The organism is Bacillus sp. XF8, assembly GCF_017498755.1.
Taxonomy (GTDB): Bacteria; Bacillota; Bacilli; order Bacillales; family Bacillaceae_G; genus Bacillus_A; species Bacillus_A bingmayongensis.
In genome coordinates, this window is the sequence record NZ_JAGDQK010000001.1 from 1 (window position 1) to 16413 (window position 16413).

Annotated in this window: 17 protein-coding genes; 8 read left to right on the plus strand and 9 right to left on the minus strand. The window is 36.6% G+C overall.

Annotated elements, in window-relative coordinates; translation table 11 throughout:
- Positions 1–175 precede the first annotated feature (175 nt).
- Positions 176–499 (plus strand): MoaF-related domain-containing protein, encoded by a 324-nt coding sequence (locus J4P91_RS00005; protein WP_207992469.1) that lies wholly within the window; start codon positions 176–178, stop codon positions 497–499.
- Positions 500–548: 49 nt separating this feature from the next.
- Here the strand turns inward: J4P91_RS00005 and J4P91_RS00010 are convergent, their stop codons facing one another.
- Positions 549–1103: a DUF2777 domain-containing protein gene (locus J4P91_RS00010; protein ID WP_207992470.1), complete on the minus strand. Its 555-nt coding sequence runs from the start codon at positions 1101–1103 to the stop codon at positions 549–551.
- A 150-nt stretch (positions 1104–1253) separates the two neighbouring features.
- Here J4P91_RS00010 and asnB point away from each other — a divergent pair, with 150 nt between their 5' ends.
- Positions 1254–3107 (plus strand): asparagine synthase (glutamine-hydrolyzing), encoded by a 1854-nt coding sequence (gene asnB / locus J4P91_RS00015; protein WP_207992471.1) that lies wholly within the window; start codon positions 1254–1256, stop codon positions 3105–3107.
- Between the two features lie 207 nt (positions 3108–3314).
- Here asnB and J4P91_RS00020 read toward each other — a convergent pair whose 3' ends face one another.
- Positions 3315–4112, minus strand: a complete 798-nt coding sequence (locus tag J4P91_RS00020; RefSeq protein ID WP_207992472.1) for a LysM peptidoglycan-binding domain-containing protein — start codon at positions 4110–4112, stop codon at positions 3315–3317.
- 670 nt (positions 4113–4782) lie between these two features.
- Between J4P91_RS00020 and hemH the strand changes: the two genes are divergently transcribed.
- Positions 4783–5742 (plus strand): ferrochelatase, encoded by a 960-nt coding sequence (gene hemH, locus J4P91_RS00025; RefSeq protein ID WP_207992473.1) that lies wholly within the window; start codon positions 4783–4785, stop codon positions 5740–5742.
- A gap of 56 nt (positions 5743–5798) precedes the next feature.
- A complete protein-coding gene (gene katB, locus J4P91_RS00030; RefSeq protein WP_207992474.1) occupies positions 5799–7265 on the plus strand; it encodes a catalase KatB in 1467 nt (488 codons plus the stop codon).
- 257 nt (positions 7266–7522) lie between these two features.
- Here the strand turns inward: katB and J4P91_RS00035 are convergent, their stop codons facing one another.
- The gene (locus J4P91_RS00035; protein WP_207992475.1) at positions 7523–8785 is read right to left on the minus strand and encodes an ammonium transporter; all 1263 of its coding nucleotides are present in this window, start codon (positions 8783–8785) and stop codon (positions 7523–7525) included.
- Between the two features lie 247 nt (positions 8786–9032).
- Here J4P91_RS00035 and J4P91_RS00040 point away from each other — a divergent pair, with 247 nt between their 5' ends.
- Entirely contained in the window at positions 9033–10307 is a 1275-nt protein-coding gene (locus tag J4P91_RS00040) for an alpha-amylase family glycosyl hydrolase (protein ID WP_207992532.1), read from the plus strand.
- A gap of 295 nt (positions 10308–10602) precedes the next feature.
- Here J4P91_RS00040 and J4P91_RS00045 read toward each other — a convergent pair whose 3' ends face one another.
- A complete protein-coding gene (locus J4P91_RS00045; RefSeq protein ID WP_017152866.1) occupies positions 10603–11094 on the minus strand; it encodes a YajQ family cyclic di-GMP-binding protein in 492 nt (163 codons plus the stop codon).
- A gap of 142 nt (positions 11095–11236) precedes the next feature.
- Between J4P91_RS00045 and J4P91_RS00050 the strand changes: the two genes are divergently transcribed.
- Complete coding sequence (locus J4P91_RS00050) at positions 11237–12103, plus strand: CvfB family protein (protein WP_207992476.1); 867 nt, start codon at positions 11237–11239, stop codon at positions 12101–12103.
- Positions 12104–12143: 40 nt separating this feature from the next.
- Here J4P91_RS00050 and prsA read toward each other — a convergent pair whose 3' ends face one another.
- Positions 12144–13004 carry a peptidylprolyl isomerase PrsA gene (gene prsA / locus J4P91_RS00055; RefSeq protein ID WP_207992477.1) on the minus strand — a complete coding sequence of 287 codons (861 nt, stop codon included), beginning with the start codon at positions 13002–13004 and terminating at the stop codon, positions 12144–12146.
- Positions 13005–13279: 275 nt separating this feature from the next.
- Complete coding sequence (locus tag J4P91_RS00060; protein WP_207992478.1) at positions 13280–13411, minus strand: DUF3941 domain-containing protein; 132 nt, start codon at positions 13409–13411, stop codon at positions 13280–13282.
- Between the two features lie 108 nt (positions 13412–13519).
- Here J4P91_RS00060 and J4P91_RS00065 point away from each other — a divergent pair, with 108 nt between their 5' ends.
- Positions 13520–14377 carry a YitT family protein gene (locus J4P91_RS00065; RefSeq protein ID WP_017152862.1) on the plus strand — a complete coding sequence of 286 codons (858 nt, stop codon included), beginning with the start codon at positions 13520–13522 and terminating at the stop codon, positions 14375–14377.
- A 25-nt stretch (positions 14378–14402) separates the two neighbouring features.
- On the opposite strand, the gene J4P91_RS00070 is transcribed toward J4P91_RS00065, so the two are convergent.
- The 3 genes from J4P91_RS00070 to J4P91_RS00080 all read right to left on the minus strand — a co-directional run bounded on the left by J4P91_RS00070 (position 14403) and on the right by J4P91_RS00080 (position 15651).
- A complete protein-coding gene (locus J4P91_RS00070; protein ID WP_207992479.1) occupies positions 14403–14600 on the minus strand; it encodes a DUF3813 domain-containing protein in 198 nt (65 codons plus the stop codon).
- Positions 14601–14741, minus strand: a complete 141-nt coding sequence (locus tag J4P91_RS00075; RefSeq protein WP_003195901.1) for a hypothetical protein — start codon at positions 14739–14741, stop codon at positions 14601–14603.
- A 100-nt stretch (positions 14742–14841) separates the two neighbouring features.
- Entirely contained in the window at positions 14842–15651 is an 810-nt protein-coding gene (locus J4P91_RS00080; RefSeq protein ID WP_207992480.1) for a Cof-type HAD-IIB family hydrolase, read from the minus strand.
- A gap of 493 nt (positions 15652–16144) precedes the next feature.
- On the opposite strand from J4P91_RS00080, the gene J4P91_RS00085 reads away from it, so the two are divergent.
- Positions 16145–16324 carry a YjzC family protein gene (locus J4P91_RS00085; RefSeq protein WP_017152859.1) on the plus strand — a complete coding sequence of 60 codons (180 nt, stop codon included), beginning with the start codon at positions 16145–16147 and terminating at the stop codon, positions 16322–16324.
- The last annotated feature ends 89 nt before the right edge of the window (positions 16325–16413 follow it).

Sequence of the window (16413 nt, forward strand, 5' to 3'; positions counted from 1 at the left end):
ATTGAGCCCTGTGGAATACAGAATCCAATCCTTATTAGCTGCTTAGAATATTTGTCTAACTTTTTGGGTTCACTTCAAAGAGAATAAGGTGGTTTTTCTTTTGTTCTCTTGACAAATAAATATAGTTGTAACTAAAATGATTACATATATAAAATGATGTATAGGAGAGTCAGGTATGCAAACTTTTATTGGTCGAAAAGTTAAAGTGAGTTATGAAAATGGACTTGTTTTTCAAGTTACTTATTTAAGTGAAACGAAGTTAAGATGGGAAGCTTTAGAAGGACCTAAAAAAGGAGAATTTGGTGAAGAAACGATCACTTCTATGGAGGTTGCACCTGGTATTTATTTTTTAAACTGGGTTGAAGAAGATGGTTTAACGATTAGTCAAATTTTGAACTTACATGAAATGAAATTGAATACATTTATGACGTTTGATCAAGGTGAAGGTAGACAAAGTTTATTTGAAACAGCTATTGTGGAAGATCTTTCAGCAAAATAAGAAAAACCGCTCGTTTATTAATAAACGAGCGGTTTTTCTTATTGGATGTTTATTTTGTATCGATATGTAGTTGCTCACCATCTGTTTTTGTAAATTGAAAAATATTTTTGTTACATGCAGAAAACCGGACATAATGATGGTGCAGCGAGCAAATCATATCTTCGTTATCAAACAGAAGAATATTTACACCTTCACAAGGTTCTGCTTTTGGTTGGAATGATAAGAAGTTATGGCAATACATACAATCGTATAAAGAATAATTAAGCGATTGTAGGGCGTCTGTTAATAAAGAGAATGCGGAATCGGGTAGCTCTTCTAACCATTCATGATAACTGAGTAGCAATTTTTTACGAATTCGTATCATCTCACCATTTTGCAATGGATGATGTTCATTTGCGATTTGCAATATATCCTGTTCGTAGAATCTTGCCGGTAGCCAATTGTTGTTATATAAAACTTCAAATCCATCTTCAATAATATCCTCTAATAAAAATGCTTCATCATTTTCATCATCAAAGAATATCCATTCATTGTTTATATATTCCACATTCCCAATTGTATGGGCACGTGGTTGATTATACAAAATATGTTTGCGTTGTTTCATTCGTGATTTCTCCTTTTATCGAAGTAGTTATTCTTGTTATGGACAGTTCAGTCGTTCTTTATAACTATGGAACACCTAAAGAAAGTTGGGCATAGAATAAGAACACGCTTCATAAAGTTATACGGATATAAGATAGGAAGGATGATTTATATGTGCGGGATTACAGGATGGATTGATTATAAGCGGTCGTTAGAAAATGAAAGAGAAACGGTTACGAAGATGGCAGAAACACTTGCGAAGAGGGGGCCAGATGATACGAATGTCTGGATAAAAAGGCACGTTGCTTTCGGGCATAAACGGTTAATTGTAGTTGACCCTGAGGGCGGGAAACAGCCGATGACATGTAGGTGTATGAAAGAAGAAGAGTATTATACAATTTGCTATAACGGTGAACTTTATAATACAGAAGATATTCGTAAAGAATTGTTGCAAAGAGGTTATACATTTAAAGGTCACTCTGATACAGAAGTGTTATTAGCGTCTTATATAGAGTGGAAAGAAGAATGTGTTGATCATTTAAATGGGATATATGCATTTGCGGTTTGGGATGAGAAAAAAGAACAAGTATTTATTGCACGGGATCGACTAGGGGTAAAACCATTATTTTACAAATATGATAATGGGAGATTATTATTTGCTTCGGAGTTAAAAGCTATTTTAGTTCATCCAAATGTTAAGACAGAAGTTACGACAGAAGGACTATCAGAAGTATTTGGATTAGGGCCGTCTCGAACACCTGGACATGGTATTTATGCAGGAATTCAAGAGCTTCGTCCGGGGCATGCTCTTACATTTTCAAAAGATGGTTTATGTATATGGAGATATTGGAATGTTGAGAGTAAAAAGCATGAACATTCATTTGAAGAGACTGTAGAGCGCACGCGCTTTTTACTACAAGATGCGATTACAAGACAATTGGTTTCTGATGTACCGTTATGTACATTTTTGTCGGGCGGAGTAGATTCAAGCGCAATTACCGCATTTGCAGCAAAGGCATATGAGAGAGAAGGGAAAGGGAAGTTACACACGTATTCGATTGATTACGAAGATAATGAGAAATATTTTAAAGCGAACGCTTTTCAGCCGAATTCGGATGCGCCATTTATTGATTTGATGACAGAAACATTTGGTACAATTCATCACCGCTGTGTTATTTCTAATGAACAGTTAGCCGAGTATTTAACGGAAGCGGTACTCGTTCGTGACTTACCTGGTATGGCAGATATCGACTCTTCATTATTATGGTTCTGCCGAGAAATTAAACAAGATTTTGTCGTTGGTTTGTCGGGAGAATGTGCCGATGAAATCTTTGGTGGTTATCCTTGGTTTTATCGGGAGGATGATTTACAATCGAGTGCATTTCCATGGATGAGGTCCACAGAGGCACGTGAGCAACTTCTTAAAACGGAATGGCGAAATAAATTAAAACTGCGGGACTATGTACAACAGAGATATGAAGAATCGATACAAGAGGTTCCAGTTTTAGAGGGAGAAAGTATGATTGAAGCAAAAAGGCGACAATTATTTTATTTAAACATGGTTTGGTTTATGACGACATTATTAGATAGAAAAGATCGGATGAGTATGGGAGCGAGCCTAGAAGTACGTGTTCCATTTGCGGATCATCGTCTTGTCGAATATGCATGGAATATTCCTTGGGAAATGAAAATGTATAAAAATCGCGAAAAAGGTCTATTACGTAAGGCTTTAGAAGGTGTATTGCCAAACGATATCTTGTATAGAAAGAAAAGTCCGTATCCGAAAACGCACAATCCGTACTACACAGAAGCGGTAACAGTGTGGTTACAGGATCTGTTAACAGATAAAAACTCCATTTTGCATGAGTTGTTTGATAAAGAACCATTACAAGGGTTAATCCAATCAGGAGGGAGTGCATTTCAAACGCCCTGGTTTGGCCAGTTGATGACTGGACCACAGCTATTGGCGCATTTGGCACAAATTCATGTGTGGTTTAAGGAGTATGGAGTAAATATTAAAGAATAGTAAAAAGCGGCTTACAAGAATTGTGAGCCGCTTTTTTCGCTATTTCACTTGAATATAAACGTATTTATTATATTTTCTATCCTCTGTCGATGGTAGTTAAAACAACACGTCCAGGTTTTAAACCTTTCACATAAGTTGTATCATTAATTTTTAACTTAATCGGCGAGAAAAACAAATTTCTTCCCTTTATGATACGACTGTACTTCTTTACTTAGCAAACACATGATTACCAATTGCTGCAACAGTTTGACGTGTAGTAATCCATTTGTCAGTAGAGGTTTTTGGATTATAAAAATAAAGCCAATCAGAATTAACTCCTTTCGTAGAAATCGCTTCTTCTACCGCCATTCTTGCTTCGGGAGTTGATGGTTGATTAATTCTTCCATCTGTAACTGGTGTAAATGCATAGCCATACTTAATAGGTTGATTAATAACATCTGTAATTGTATTCGGAAATTCTGTTGAATCAACGCGATTTAATACAACTTTTGCTACTGCTACTTTTCCAGCGTACGGTTCGCTTCCTGCTTCCGCTGTCACCAAACGAGCCATTAAGTCGAATTCTTCTTCTGAAATGCCTGTCGTAATGATTAAGTGTTGACCTGCATAAATTCGGTCACCATTTGTATTGTTAGCTTGTCTAATTGATTGGATAGATACATTATATTGTTTTGCGATAGTTTCTAATGTATCTCCCCGTTGAACTTGATAAACAACTTGAGCTGAATGATTTGAAGCTGCTACATTTTTTTGAGGTGTAGGCTCGCTTGATGGGGCTGAGACTGGGATGGTTAAATGTTCACCGATATAAATTTGATCATTCGTCTTATGATTCGTTTGTTTAATTGCTTGAACTGAAACTCCATAGTGGCTGCTAATATCCCAGAGAGTGTCATTTTTTTTAACAGTATGAACCGTTGCGGCATCGGCCGTTCCTTGATTAGATACTAGTGTAATTGTTGCAGCAGATATAGGCAGTAAATTTTTCATTTTATGTAACTTCATCCGAAAAAACCTCCTGAAAATAGTTGAGATATACTTAGTTATGAATATAAATGCGTAAAAAAGAATGTTTATTATTTATTCATGGTTAAGTCATTTATATACTAACAAATTGAGTGAGTATCGTCATTAATTGTATATCAACATTTTAACGAACTTTATGAAGTCGAATATTGTAATTATCTCATGTTTTACTAATCTGTTTTATTCATCTGTTATTCATTTTATTGTAATTTTAGGATATTAATTGATACATTTTTATTTATCCAGCTATTCGCGGGCAGTAATACTCCCACCTCAAAATTCAGCGAAAACAAAGAAGTTAGGTGGGAGATAAACTGCCCGTAAAAGTCCGATTGGTGAGGGCTAATAATCAGTGAGAGATGAAGAAAACCCCCACTGATTAAAGTTTCACTTTATAGAAAGATACAGGTTGGGTGGGAAACAACGAATGTCTTAATTTGATGGCAATGTGATGATCTCCCTTATTGAAGAAGTGATAAAACGAGAATATGACAAATTTCATTAGATAAATTGTCAAATGAAATTCAAAATCATATTATAAATAATACTTATTTAGAATTATTATTTTGACGTATTTATTATCAGTTGGTATACTGGAAACAAATGTTCTTGAAAAAGATTCTCATTTCCGATATTGAGGTGAATATAAATGAATAAGAAGAAAATAGGTTTACTTGTGATGGCGTATGGGACGCCAGAGTCATTAGAGGATGTAGAGGCATATTATACGCATATACGTCACGGTCGCAAGCCGTCTCAAGAAGCGCTTGATGATCTAATTGGTCGCTATAAAGCAATAGGTGGTATTTCGCCACTTGCGAAAATTACAAAAGAACAAGCTAGAAAGCTAACAACTGAGTTAAATAAGTGTTTTTCAGAATATGAATTTGTATGCTATTTGGGACTAAAACATATCGCGCCTTTTATTGAAGATGCGGTGGAAGAGATGAAGCAGGATGGCATTGAGGAAGCGATCAGTATTGTATTAGCACCTCATTATTCAACCTTTAGTATTAAATCATACAATGATCGTGCAATAAGTGTGTCTAACAAAATAAATGGTCCCGTTATAAATTCGATTGAACAGTGGTACGAAGAACCGAAATTTATTGCGTATTGGGCAAACCAAATAAAAGAAACATTTACTAGAATTACAGACTGGGAGAAAGCTGTTGTCATTTTCTCGGCGCATAGTTTACCAGAGAAAATTATTGCTGCTGGCGATCCTTATGTGAAGCAACTACAGCATACAGCAGATTTAATTGCTGAAGCAGCAGAGATTCAAAATTATACAATTGGCTGGCAAAGTGCAGGTAATACACCAGATCCATGGATTGGACCAGATGTACAAGATTTAACAAAAGATTTATATGAAAAGTATGGTTATAACTCTTTCGTGTATTGTCCAGTTGGATTTGTGGCTGAGCATTTAGAAGTGCTGTATGACAACGATTATGAATGCAAAGTTGTGACTGATGAGTTAGGTGCGTCCTATTTCAGACCGGCTATGCCAAATGCACAGGAATCATTTATTGATTGTTTAGTAGAAATTGTTTCCAAAAAAGCGAATGAAATAATTGACAAAAAAGTAATTTTGAATAATAATTAATTTATAATAATTTTAAATAAGTAATTATTATTACAAAAAACAGGAGGTTCCCCTTGATGAATCCAAATAATCGCTTAACAACAAACCAAGGTGCTCCAGTAGGAGACAACCAAAATTCTCGTACAGCTGGTCGCCGTGGACCGGTATTATTAGAAGACTATCATTTAGTAGAAAAGCTTGCTCATTTTGATCGTGAACGTATTCCAGAGCGTGTGGTACATGCGCGTGGTGCGGGTGCTCATGGTGTTTTCGTAACGAAAAATAGCATGAAAGAATATACAAAAGCAGCATTTTTACAAAATGAAGGAACGGAAACACCTGTATTCGTTCGTTTCTCAACGGTTATTCATGGGCAAGGTTCTCCAGAAACAGCTCGTGACCCACGTGGTTTTGCTGTGAAGTTTTATACAGAAGAAGGAAACTATGATATCGTTGGTAACCATTTACCTGTTTTCTTCATTCGTGATGCAATTAAATTCCCTGACATGGTGCATTCTTTAAAACCAGCACCGGATACAAATATTCAAACGCCAGATCGTTACTGGGATTTCATGACATTGTCTCCAGAGTCTACACACATGATGACATGGGTATTCTCTGATTACGGAACTCCTGCCAACTATCGTCAAATGGAAGGTTTCGGTGTGCATGCGTTTAAATGGATTAATGCAGAAGGTAAAATTGTTTATATTAAATATCATTGGAAGCCGCAGCAAGATGTGCGTAATTTAAGTGCAAAAGAAGTGGTAGAAGTACAAGGGAAAGACTTCAACCATGCAACTCGTGATTTATTTGATGCGATTGAAAAAGGTAATTATCCAAAATGGGATCTTCACGTACAAGTAATGCAACTTGATGAAATGGATTCTTTAGATTTCGATCCGTTAGATCCAACAAAAGTTTGGCCAGAAGATCGCTTCCCATTAATGGAAGTAGGGACAATGACGTTAAATCGTAACCCGCAAAATTTCTTTGCAGAAGTAGAACAGGCTGCGTTTACGCCAAGTGCAACTGTACCTGGTATTGAACCATCTGAAGATAAATTATTACAAGGGCGTTTATTCTCTTATCCAGATACACAACGTTATCGTCTTGGTGCGAATTACTTACAAATTCCAGTAAACTGCCCATATGCAGCTGTTCGTAACCAACAACGTGATGGTGCAATGCAAATGAATCAACAACCATCAACAATTAACTACGAGCCAAGTCGTCATACAGAAAATCCAGTTGAAGATCCAGCATATCGTGATTCAACTATGAAGCTTGAAGGCTATGTATCTCGCGAAAAAATCGACAAACCAAACGACTTCAAGCAAGCGGGTGAGCGTTATCGTTCATTCTCTAAAGAAGAACAAGATAACTTAATCGCAAACTTAACAAATGATTTAAAAGATGTGCATGAGCAAACGAAATTACTTGCGATTTGCAACTTCTTCCGTGCAGATCGTGATTACGGTATGCGCTTAGCGAAAGCGTTGAACGTTGATATTTCGGCGTATGTAGGGAAACCTGCGAAGTAATAACAATGGGATAGCACCACAAAACCATCAAGCTAAAAGCTTGATGGTTTTGTTCTAGTTATATCCTATTATTTGTTGGTTTTATCCCGCATTAACGGACGGTAAGCCCTCCACCTCAATATTCAGAGAGAAACGAGGAAGATAGGTGGGGGATGAAGAAAACCCTACTGATGGAAGTTTGACTTTATAGCAATGGCATTTGAAGTAATAATAGTTATGCACCTTCTTATTGTTAGTAAAAACTTTAAGTGTAAGTGTTACCGTGCCTCTTTTTGGATTGCCATCCCCTCTATTGACTTTTCACTATACTCATAAGCCTTCTCCCCATGCATCGAAATATCCAGTCCCATTTGCTCCTCATGCTCATGTACGCGAACAGGAAGGAAGAAGTTAATCGCTTTAATAATGGCGTACGTCATGACAATTGTAAAAGCGTATGTCGCTCCAATTGCGATCAGTTGTTTCCAAAGGAGAGCGGCATTTCCGTAAAATAATCCGTCAGCGCCACCGCTATTTACAGAAGTTGTTGCAAATAGTCCGGTTGCAATACCGCCCCATGTACCACCGATGCCGTGACATCCGAATGCATCAAGTGCATCATCATATCCAAGTTTATGTTTTAAAAAGAAGACAGCTCCGAAGCAAAGAACGCCTCCGATTGCTCCGATTAAAAGAGCGGAGAAAGGAGTGACGAATCCGCAAGCTGGTGTAATCGCGACTAGGCCTGATACGGCACCGCAAGCTGCTCCCATTACAGTCGGTTTTGATTGGAAGAACCACTCTGCTAGGATCCATGTTAAAGCAGAAGCGGCTGCAGCGGTATTTGTATTAATGAAGGCAGTCAGTGCTACGTCGTTTAGTGTAAGGGCACTGCCGACGTTAAAGCCGAACCATCCAAACCATAATAAGCCTGCGCCTAAAATGGTAAATGGTAAATGATGAGGGGAAGATCCGTTTAAGTCTTTTCGTTTACCTAGGAAGATGGCCAATACAAGCCCAGCAACTCCTGAAGTGATATGGACAACGTTACCACCAGCGAAATCTAATGCACCGAGTTCGCGAAGCCATCCGCCAACGCCCCATACCCAGTGAGCAACAGGGTTATAAACGATTGTCGTCCAAAGAAGAATGAAAATAAGAAAAGCAGAAAATCGCATTCGTTCAGCGAAAGCTCCTGAAATTAATGCTGGAGTTAAGATTGCAAACATGAGTTGAAACATCATAAATAAATTGTGTGGAATAGTAGCGGAGTAGTCTGGATTTGGTGTAAAAGTTACATTTTGTAAGCCGAACCAATCTAATGTACCAATGATGCCGTTCCAATCTGGGCCGAATGATAAAGAATAGCCGATAAAAATCCATTGGATAGAAACAATCGCCATCGCGCTATAGCTATGCATGGTTGTACTCAGTACGTTTTTGCTACGAACCATCCCGCCGTAAAAAAGTGCCAAACCTGGCGTCATAATCATGACCATTACTGTCGCTAAAAATAAAAACACAGTATCTCCCATATTCATTCTTTTCCCCTCCTATAATGTTATAAAATATTACATTTAATGTTATGTTTCATATCATATTCAATAATTAATAAAAAATCAACACATTTTTCAGAAAATTTAAAACAACATGTAAGGAAATCTAACATGTTGTTTGTGTAAGTGCGGTTTGTTGAGAAAATTGATATACTATTCTTATAATTCGAAAGAAGTTGGGGGATATTCTGTGAAGAAGATGTGGAGAAGAGGAGTGTTGATTTGTTTTTGTATGATATTTTGCTTATTAGAGCCTGTTCATACATTAGCGGAAGAAAAAAGAGAATGGCAAGACGAAGTGATTTATTCTATAATGGTTGATCGTTTTAATAATGGAGATGCGAAAAATGATAAACAGCTTGATGTGGGGAATTTAGAGGGCTATCAAGGAGGAGATATACAAGGAATTATAAAGCGGGTGGATTACATAAAGGACATGGGATTTACCACGATTATGCTTTCACCAATTTTTAAAAGTGACACGTATGATGGAGAAGGTGCTGTTGATTTTCGAAAGGTGAATGAACATTTTGGCACGTTACAAGATGTAAAACAGCTCGTGCAAGAAGCGCATAAACGGGATATGAAAGTCGTGTTGCAATTTGTTATAGATAAAGAGCAAGAACAGCTTATTGATTCGATCAAGTGGTGGATGAAAGAAGCGGATATAGATGGAAGTTATCTTTTCCACAGTAAAGAAATATCTCGTACTTATTTAAATGAAGTAAAACAAAGTGTTCAAGGAATTAAAAAAGATTTCCTCGTTATGACTGATGGGGATGAGGATATACATAATGAGTACCATAAGCACATAACAGATGTATTTTCAAAACCAGATACCTCTATTAAACCTTTGTATGAAGCTAGTTTAATAGATGATGATAAAGTAATAAGTGCTTTTTTAGACAATCAAGACACAAAGCGATTTGTCCGAATTGCGAAAGAGAATGAACAGTATCCACCAGCACGTTTAAAACTCGCGCTCGCGTATTTATATACATCACCAGGAGTGCCAATTATTTACTATGGAACGGAAATTGCGCTTGATGGCGGGGATGTACCGGATAATCGCCGGTTAATGGATTTTAAAACTGATGAAAAGTTTTTACAATATGTAACGAAATTAGGAGAGATTCGTCAGAAATTCCCATCTCTCCGCCGCGGAACATTTGAGTTGTTATATGATAAGGCTGGGATGAGTGTACTAAAAAGAACATATCAAGATGAAGTGACACTTGTTGCGATTAACAACACGAAAGAGACGCAAAAAGTTTCGCTTTCGGCAAGTGAGATGAAGGAAAATCAAGAATTAAAGGGATTATTGGAAGATGAAATCATCAGAGAAGAAGATGGGAATTATTATCTCGTATTAAAACGGGAAGAAGCGAATGTATATCAAGCTAGAGAAAAAACGGAGATTAACTGGGTGTTTGTATCTTTATTAGTCTTAGTAAATGTTTTGTTTATTGCATTTTTAATTGCTGTAAAGAAACGGAAGAAATCATGAGAATGGTATTTTTTTAGTGCGCTGCATATTGGATATAACTCCATTTTGATTTTTCGGCGTATAAGTCGCTGCTACGAAGAAAAAAGGTGATCTGCACTCATTTTCTCCTTTTGTTTTTACTTGGCATGGGGATAAAAAAGGTCCTGCTCGCTTCTATGCATGGCCGGACGCTCTCTCCCTCCTAAAAAGAAAGGTTTTCTATCAGTTTTTTAATCGATAGTTACTGTTGAATGGTTAATATATTGAAAACATCGCTAAAAAGAAAAAATCCTCCGAGTAGAGGATTTTTTTCTTTTTAGCGATAGTTGATAAATTGTACGTCAATTGGTAAATCAGCGCCGCGAATTGCTGAAATGACTGCTTGTAAGTCGTCACGGCTTTTTCCAGTTACACGTACTTGATCATCTTGTACTTGTGTTTTTACTTTTAATTTTAAGTCTTTAATAATGTTGTTAATTTTCTTAGCGTTATCTTTATCGATACCTTGTTGCAGTGTTGCGCGTTGACGCACTGTGTTACCAGCAGCACTTTCTACTTTTCCGTAGTCTAAGTTTTTAATTGGTACTTCGCGTTTAACTAGTTTTGAAATAAGAACGTCTTTTACTTGCTCTAATTTAAATTCATCATCAGAAGTTAAAACGATTACTTCTTTTTCTAATTTAATATCACTTTTACTTCCTTTAAAGTCATATCGATTTTGAATTTCTTTTAATGCGATGTTAATAGCATTTGTTACTTCTGGTAATTCTACTTTTGAAACGATGTCAAAAGAACTGTCTTTTGCCATAGTAAGCACCTCCAAATTAAATTCCATCTTCTATTATAGTGAATTTTGGAGAGTTGGACAAATAAAGGAAAATTCGTGTTATAATGAAGCTTTCTTTGGAATGATAAAAATATACTTTATATATAGAAGGGAATTAAAATATATGTATTTACAGCCAGGATCGATTGAGCAGGTAACTGTTTTACGTGAAACGGAAATTGGATATATGGTCGGATTTGACGACGAGGATGGTTATGAAGAAGTATTTCTACATAAAAATGAAGTAGCGGGAGAAATCGAAGAAGGCGATGAGATTGATGTATTTTTATACCTTGATCATAAAGAACGAATTTCTGCTACAATGAAGACGCCGGTAATTACAGTACATGACTGGAACTGGGTAAAAGTTGTAGAAGTAAAACCTGATCTAGGTGTGTTCGTTGATATCGGTGTTTCTAAAGATATCTTAATCCCAGCTGATGAATTTCCGATTTATACACCGGTTTGGCCAGAAGAGGGCGACGAATTGTACTGTACATTAAAATTAACAAATCGAGGTCGTTTAATTGCTCTTCCAGCAAGAGATTCAGATATGCAGGAAATTATCGTTGATGCAACGCCATCTATGCGTAATAAAAATGTGAATGGACGCGTGTATCGCTCGCTTCAAGTTGGTTCGTTTGTATTAACGGATGAACATTTCCGTGCCTTTTTACATCATACAGAAAGAAAAGAACAAGTTCGCATTGGTGAGCGTGTAACAGGCCGTATTATTGATGTGAAAGATGATGGTACGATTAATATTTCACTTCTTCCACGTAAAGAAGAGGGAATGGAAGATGACGCTGCGGTGATTTATGAGTATATGGAGAGCCGCGGAGGAGCAATGCCGTTTTGGGATAAGAGTCATCCAGAAGATATTAAAGAGCGTTTTAATATGAGTAAAGCAGCGTTTAAACGTGCACTTGGTAAGTTGATGAAAGAAGAGAAGGTTTATCAAGAAGAAGGTTGGACGTACTTCAAGAAATAATAAAAAATCCGAACAGGCATGAGCTTGTTCGGATTTTTTATTATTGTGCCTGTTGTTCCGAAAGACGAGAGAACGTATCTTTCAAATCATTATCTTTTACTTTAATATCAGCTTTTTTGAATTCGTCTAACAATATTTGTTGACCAGTAGTTTGATCTGCTAACCGCTCTTCTTCTAGATTTTTACGAATGGAATCTTTCACTTCATCATATGGTTTTAATTCTTTTTTATCAGTAAGTTTAATAATGTGATAGCCGTGTGATGATTTGATAGGTTTACTAATTTCACCGACATTTAATTTGTAAGCAGCCTCTTCAAATTCAGATACCATCTTACCTGGACCAAAGTATCCAAGGTCTCCGCCATTTTCTTTTGAACCTGGGTCCTCAGAGTGTTGTTTTGCTAATTCTTCAAATGAAGCACCCTCATCTAGTTGCTTCTTAATGTCATTTGCTGTTTTTTCATCATTTACTAAAATGTGACTGGCTTTAATTTCAGGTTTATAGTTAGCTTTTACATCTTTCTCTGTAACAGTTTTCTTAATGGCTTTGTCCATTGCTAATTTGAATCTAATTTGATTTTTAAAGTCGTCTTCATCTTTTAAACGATTGCTTTCTAATACCGTTTTGAATTGATCACCGAACTGCTCTTTTGCCTTTTTTAACTCTTTATCGACTTCATCATCAGATACTTTATATTTTTTTGTCATGATATCTTGCGCCATCATTTCATATAACATATCTTTTCCGTACCGTTCTTTTAATTGCTTGTCAAAATCACCTTTTGTAATGGTTGAGACTTTTGATGTTGCAAGTGTCTCCGAGCTATCTTTTGGACCGCAAGCAGATAGCATTAACGTTCCGAGTGCAGCTGTTGCTATCCATAATTGTTTTCTTTTCATATTAACACCTCATCTAATTATGTTGATATTATTGTAAAATAGTGAAGTGAACATGAAGTGAATTTGATATGTTTTTTGTGAAATAAAGTGAAACTTTAATCAGTGAGGGTTTTCTTCATCCCCCACTGATTATTAGTTGAACGAATCGGGCTTTTACGGGCAGTTGATCCTCCGCCTAAATTCCTTGCTTTCGCTGAACTTTGAGGTGAGGATCTTACTGCCCGTTAATGCGGGATAAAAAAGTACATCAACAAGATTGTTGATGTACGAAATAATTAAAGGTGATCTGTTTTTTTAGAATATGCACGTTTGCCTTGCTGGATATTTTTTTGTTCTTGTTCATTTTTCACTGTACGCTTTGCGTTATTATCGCGTGCTTTTTTGTCGTTATCGCTCGTATGTGGCATACGTCTCAACTCCATTTCTAAACAGTTGTACGTTTATCATTTCCATTTTCGTAAAGACTATGTATACAATGTAATCGTAAATGCATTATCTATAAAGGTGGATGGGATATGGACTTAAAATTAAATTATGCTGAATTAACGAAAAAACTGATTGTTGTTATCATTGCGGGATTATTAAATGCAATTGGAATGAATTTATTTTTAACGCCAGCAAAAGTATATGCGAGTGGTTTCGCGGGATTATCTCAATTGCTTTCGCAAGTATTAGGTGATTTTGCATCCATTCATATATCGACAGGGGTACTTTTTGCTTTATTTAATATTCCGGTTGTTATTTTAGCATGGAAAAAGGTCGGAAAAGCGTTTACGTTATTTAGTTTTTTATGTGTTGTATTTATGACGCTATTTTTAGAAATTGTACCAGTGAAAGCTGTTTCAAATGATATTATATTAAACGCCATTTTTGGAGGGCTTATTTCAGCAATAGGAGTCGGAATTGCTTTGAAATGGGGGGCGTCCACAGGTGGTTTAGATATCATCGCAATGATTTTATCAAAAGTGAAAGATAAGCCGGTTGGAACGTATTTCTTTTTCTTTAATGCAATTATCATCATTGCAGCTGGTTATATGTACGGTTGGGAAAAAGCGTTATATACATTAGTAACGTTGTATGTGTCAACACGGATTATCGATGCGATTCATACACGTCATGTGAAAATTACAGCGTTTATCGTTACGAAAAATGGTGTCGATGTAAGGAAGGCGATACAATCTCGTTTAGTAAGGGGGATTACCACTGTACCAGCTACAGGGGCATATACAAATGAAAATAAAGAAATGCTCATGATTGTCATTACCCGTTATGAGCTATATGAACTAGAAAGAATTATTAAACAAGTAGACCCTGGTGCATTTACAAATGTGGTTCAAACAGTCGGTGTTTTTGGATTGTTTCGAAAAGATTAAAGAGGACCAATTTGGTCCTCTTGTTTTAATGTGTGCTAGTAATGTTTTGTAGTTGCTGTTGCATTTCGCGTAATTGGACCTTTTCAGCAGTTGAAGAATTGGCATAAGCGGATTGCAAAGCATTTTTTGCTCTATAAACGAGTTCCTGTTGCTGGGTGCCGCTTGAACAAGAAACGGCGTCAGAAACAGCATCTCGCGCTTGCCTAAATAATAAGTTACCCATTTAAACCCCTCCGAGAGAAGAGTTGTTTCGTTCTTTTTCTGCATCAGCTAATGTACCGCGGTACGGGAATCTTTCAGCATGCTTCATAACAGCATCGGCCCCTTGTTGGGTGAAACGTTTTGATTTGTTCTTTTTACCCATTCGTAATTCCCCCTTTTTTAGCAGAAAACAACTGACACATCGCTGTGTCTGGTTATAGTATGAACGTTTTGCGCCAAACTATAAGTAGGGAATTTTTAGATTACAATCCAAGAACCTCTTCTAAATAAAGAGCGATGCCGTCTTCTTCGTTTGTTAATGTCGTGTGGTTTGCTAATGATTTTAATTCAGGGATAGCATTTCCCATGGCAATGCCGTGGCCTGCGTATTCAATCATCTCAAAATCATTATCTTCGTCACCGAAAGCGATGATTCGTTCTTGTGGAATGTTATAATAGCTAGAAACTTTTTGAAGTCCGATTGCTTTATTAAGACCGCTTTTTACAATTTCAATAATCGGCCAAGGAGCACCCCATTTACGGTGATCAATCACTTCGGCATGCATATCTGTTAAATGCTGACGAATAGCGGTTGATTGTTCATCCAGTGCATCAATTAATAAGCATGTTGGATGATCTTGTAAAATGTTTAGTAAATCTCCTGTGAAGATATTTGGAGAGCCAAATTCAAATATATGCTTTTTATCCTCATCAATTTCGCGAACATATACATCGTCAATTACTTCGGCGTAAATGTTTTTTACGCCAAAATCAAAGCAAGCGCGAACAATTTCTTGTGCAGTGGAAAGTTCAAGAGGAGAATGGTGTGTTCCCCAATTCGCATCAAGCGGGTGATGAACATAAGCACCGTTAAAGTTAACGATAGGTGTGTTCAAACCAAGTTCTTTATAATAAGCGTGACTGGCACGAAATGGACGCCCTGTTGAGATGACAACAACATGCCCTTGTTCTTTTGCTTTTTCAATTGTGTTCTTTGTTCGAGTGGAAATAATTTTATTGTCAGTAAGTAAAGTTCCGTCTAAATCCAATGCGATTAAATGTTGTTTTTTCATGTTTTCACCTCTTATGAAAATTTTTTTGTTTCTATCTGTATTTCCGTTGTAATATGCAGAAATAAGAGGTTGGAAAGTGTATAGAGAAACAACCATGAATGGAAGTTTCATTATATATTCATCTTACGTCGAGAAACGTGTTAGTGTCCACTATTTCCTACTAAAAATCAGAAAAGTCAATGATTTTTTCGAAAGTTCAAATAATGTTTCTTTCATTTTGTACAATTTGTGAAAAGGGTTACATTGCGCGCGCAGCAAGACGTATAATGAAAACGTAATCTTCTCGTATATGTTTGACTCTCCTTTGGAACTGGCCTAGAATAGGTCGGTTTCTTTTTTTTCAACAAAAGCTACTTTTTCTCCTGCTTTATCATGTAAATTCATACATGTGAACGGCAATAAAAAATATGACTTGTTTCCTAAACATAACAGAAAGGCTTTTTCAAAAATGGACATACTAACGGTGTAAAGATGTCATGGAAGGAGAATGAAGATGGGACAAAATCACAGGTTTCGTTCTGGACAGAAAGCACCGAATGATGGAATATATGTAGAAATTGGTGAAACAGGGAGTATGGTTAAAGATCCACAAATGGTGAAACTAACTGCCGGTGAAAGGTTTCCTGAAAATACGAATCATAATCGTCAGTGGACATATAAAAGAAAACCGTAAGAGAAGCCGCAATTTATATTGCGGCTTTTGTGATTGGAGAGCAGGGGATAAGAGGAGAATCTGATGTATGATATACATAATTTTTTGGA

What these genes read in the sequence shown, in the direction of transcription:
- hemH (WP_207992473.1), top strand. Translation starts at nt 4,783, where the DNA reads ATGAATAAGAAGAAAATAGGTTTACTTGTGATGGCGTATGGGACGCCA.
- J4P91_RS00035 (WP_207992475.1), bottom strand. Translation starts at nt 8,785, where the DNA reads ATGAATATGGGAGATACTGTGTTTTTATTTTTAGCGACAGTAATGGTC.
- asnB (WP_207992471.1), top strand. Translation starts at nt 1,254, where the DNA reads ATGTGCGGGATTACAGGATGGATTGATTATAAGCGGTCGTTAGAAAAT.
- J4P91_RS00005 (WP_207992469.1), top strand. Translation starts at nt 176, where the DNA reads ATGCAAACTTTTATTGGTCGAAAAGTTAAAGTGAGTTATGAAAATGGA.
- J4P91_RS00085 (WP_017152859.1), top strand. Translation starts at nt 16,145, where the DNA reads ATGGGACAAAATCACAGGTTTCGTTCTGGACAGAAAGCACCGAATGAT.
- J4P91_RS00075 (WP_003195901.1), bottom strand. Translation starts at nt 14,741, where the DNA reads ATGGGTAAAAAGAACAAATCAAAACGTTTCACCCAACAAGGGGCCGAT.
- katB (WP_207992474.1), top strand. Translation starts at nt 5,799, where the DNA reads ATGAATCCAAATAATCGCTTAACAACAAACCAAGGTGCTCCAGTAGGA.
- J4P91_RS00070 (WP_207992479.1), bottom strand. Translation starts at nt 14,600, where the DNA reads ATGGGTAACTTATTATTTAGGCAAGCGCGAGATGCTGTTTCTGACGCC.
- J4P91_RS00045 (WP_017152866.1), bottom strand. Translation starts at nt 11,094, where the DNA reads ATGGCAAAAGACAGTTCTTTTGACATCGTTTCAAAAGTAGAATTACCA.
- J4P91_RS00040 (WP_207992532.1), top strand. Translation starts at nt 9,033, where the DNA reads ATGATATTTTGCTTATTAGAGCCTGTTCATACATTAGCGGAAGAAAAA.
- J4P91_RS00060 (WP_207992478.1), bottom strand. Translation starts at nt 13,411, where the DNA reads ATGCCACATACGAGCGATAACGACAAAAAAGCACGCGATAATAACGCA.
- J4P91_RS00050 (WP_207992476.1), top strand. Translation starts at nt 11,237, where the DNA reads ATGTATTTACAGCCAGGATCGATTGAGCAGGTAACTGTTTTACGTGAA.
- J4P91_RS00020 (WP_207992472.1), bottom strand. Translation starts at nt 4,112, where the DNA reads ATGAAGTTACATAAAATGAAAAATTTACTGCCTATATCTGCTGCAACA.
- prsA (WP_207992477.1), bottom strand. Translation starts at nt 13,004, where the DNA reads ATGAAAAGAAAACAATTATGGATAGCAACAGCTGCACTCGGAACGTTA.
- J4P91_RS00080 (WP_207992480.1), bottom strand. Translation starts at nt 15,651, where the DNA reads ATGAAAAAACAACATTTAATCGCATTGGATTTAGACGGAACTTTACTT.
- J4P91_RS00065 (WP_017152862.1), top strand. Translation starts at nt 13,520, where the DNA reads ATGGACTTAAAATTAAATTATGCTGAATTAACGAAAAAACTGATTGTT.
- J4P91_RS00010 (WP_207992470.1), bottom strand. Translation starts at nt 1,103, where the DNA reads ATGAAACAACGCAAACATATTTTGTATAATCAACCACGTGCCCATACA.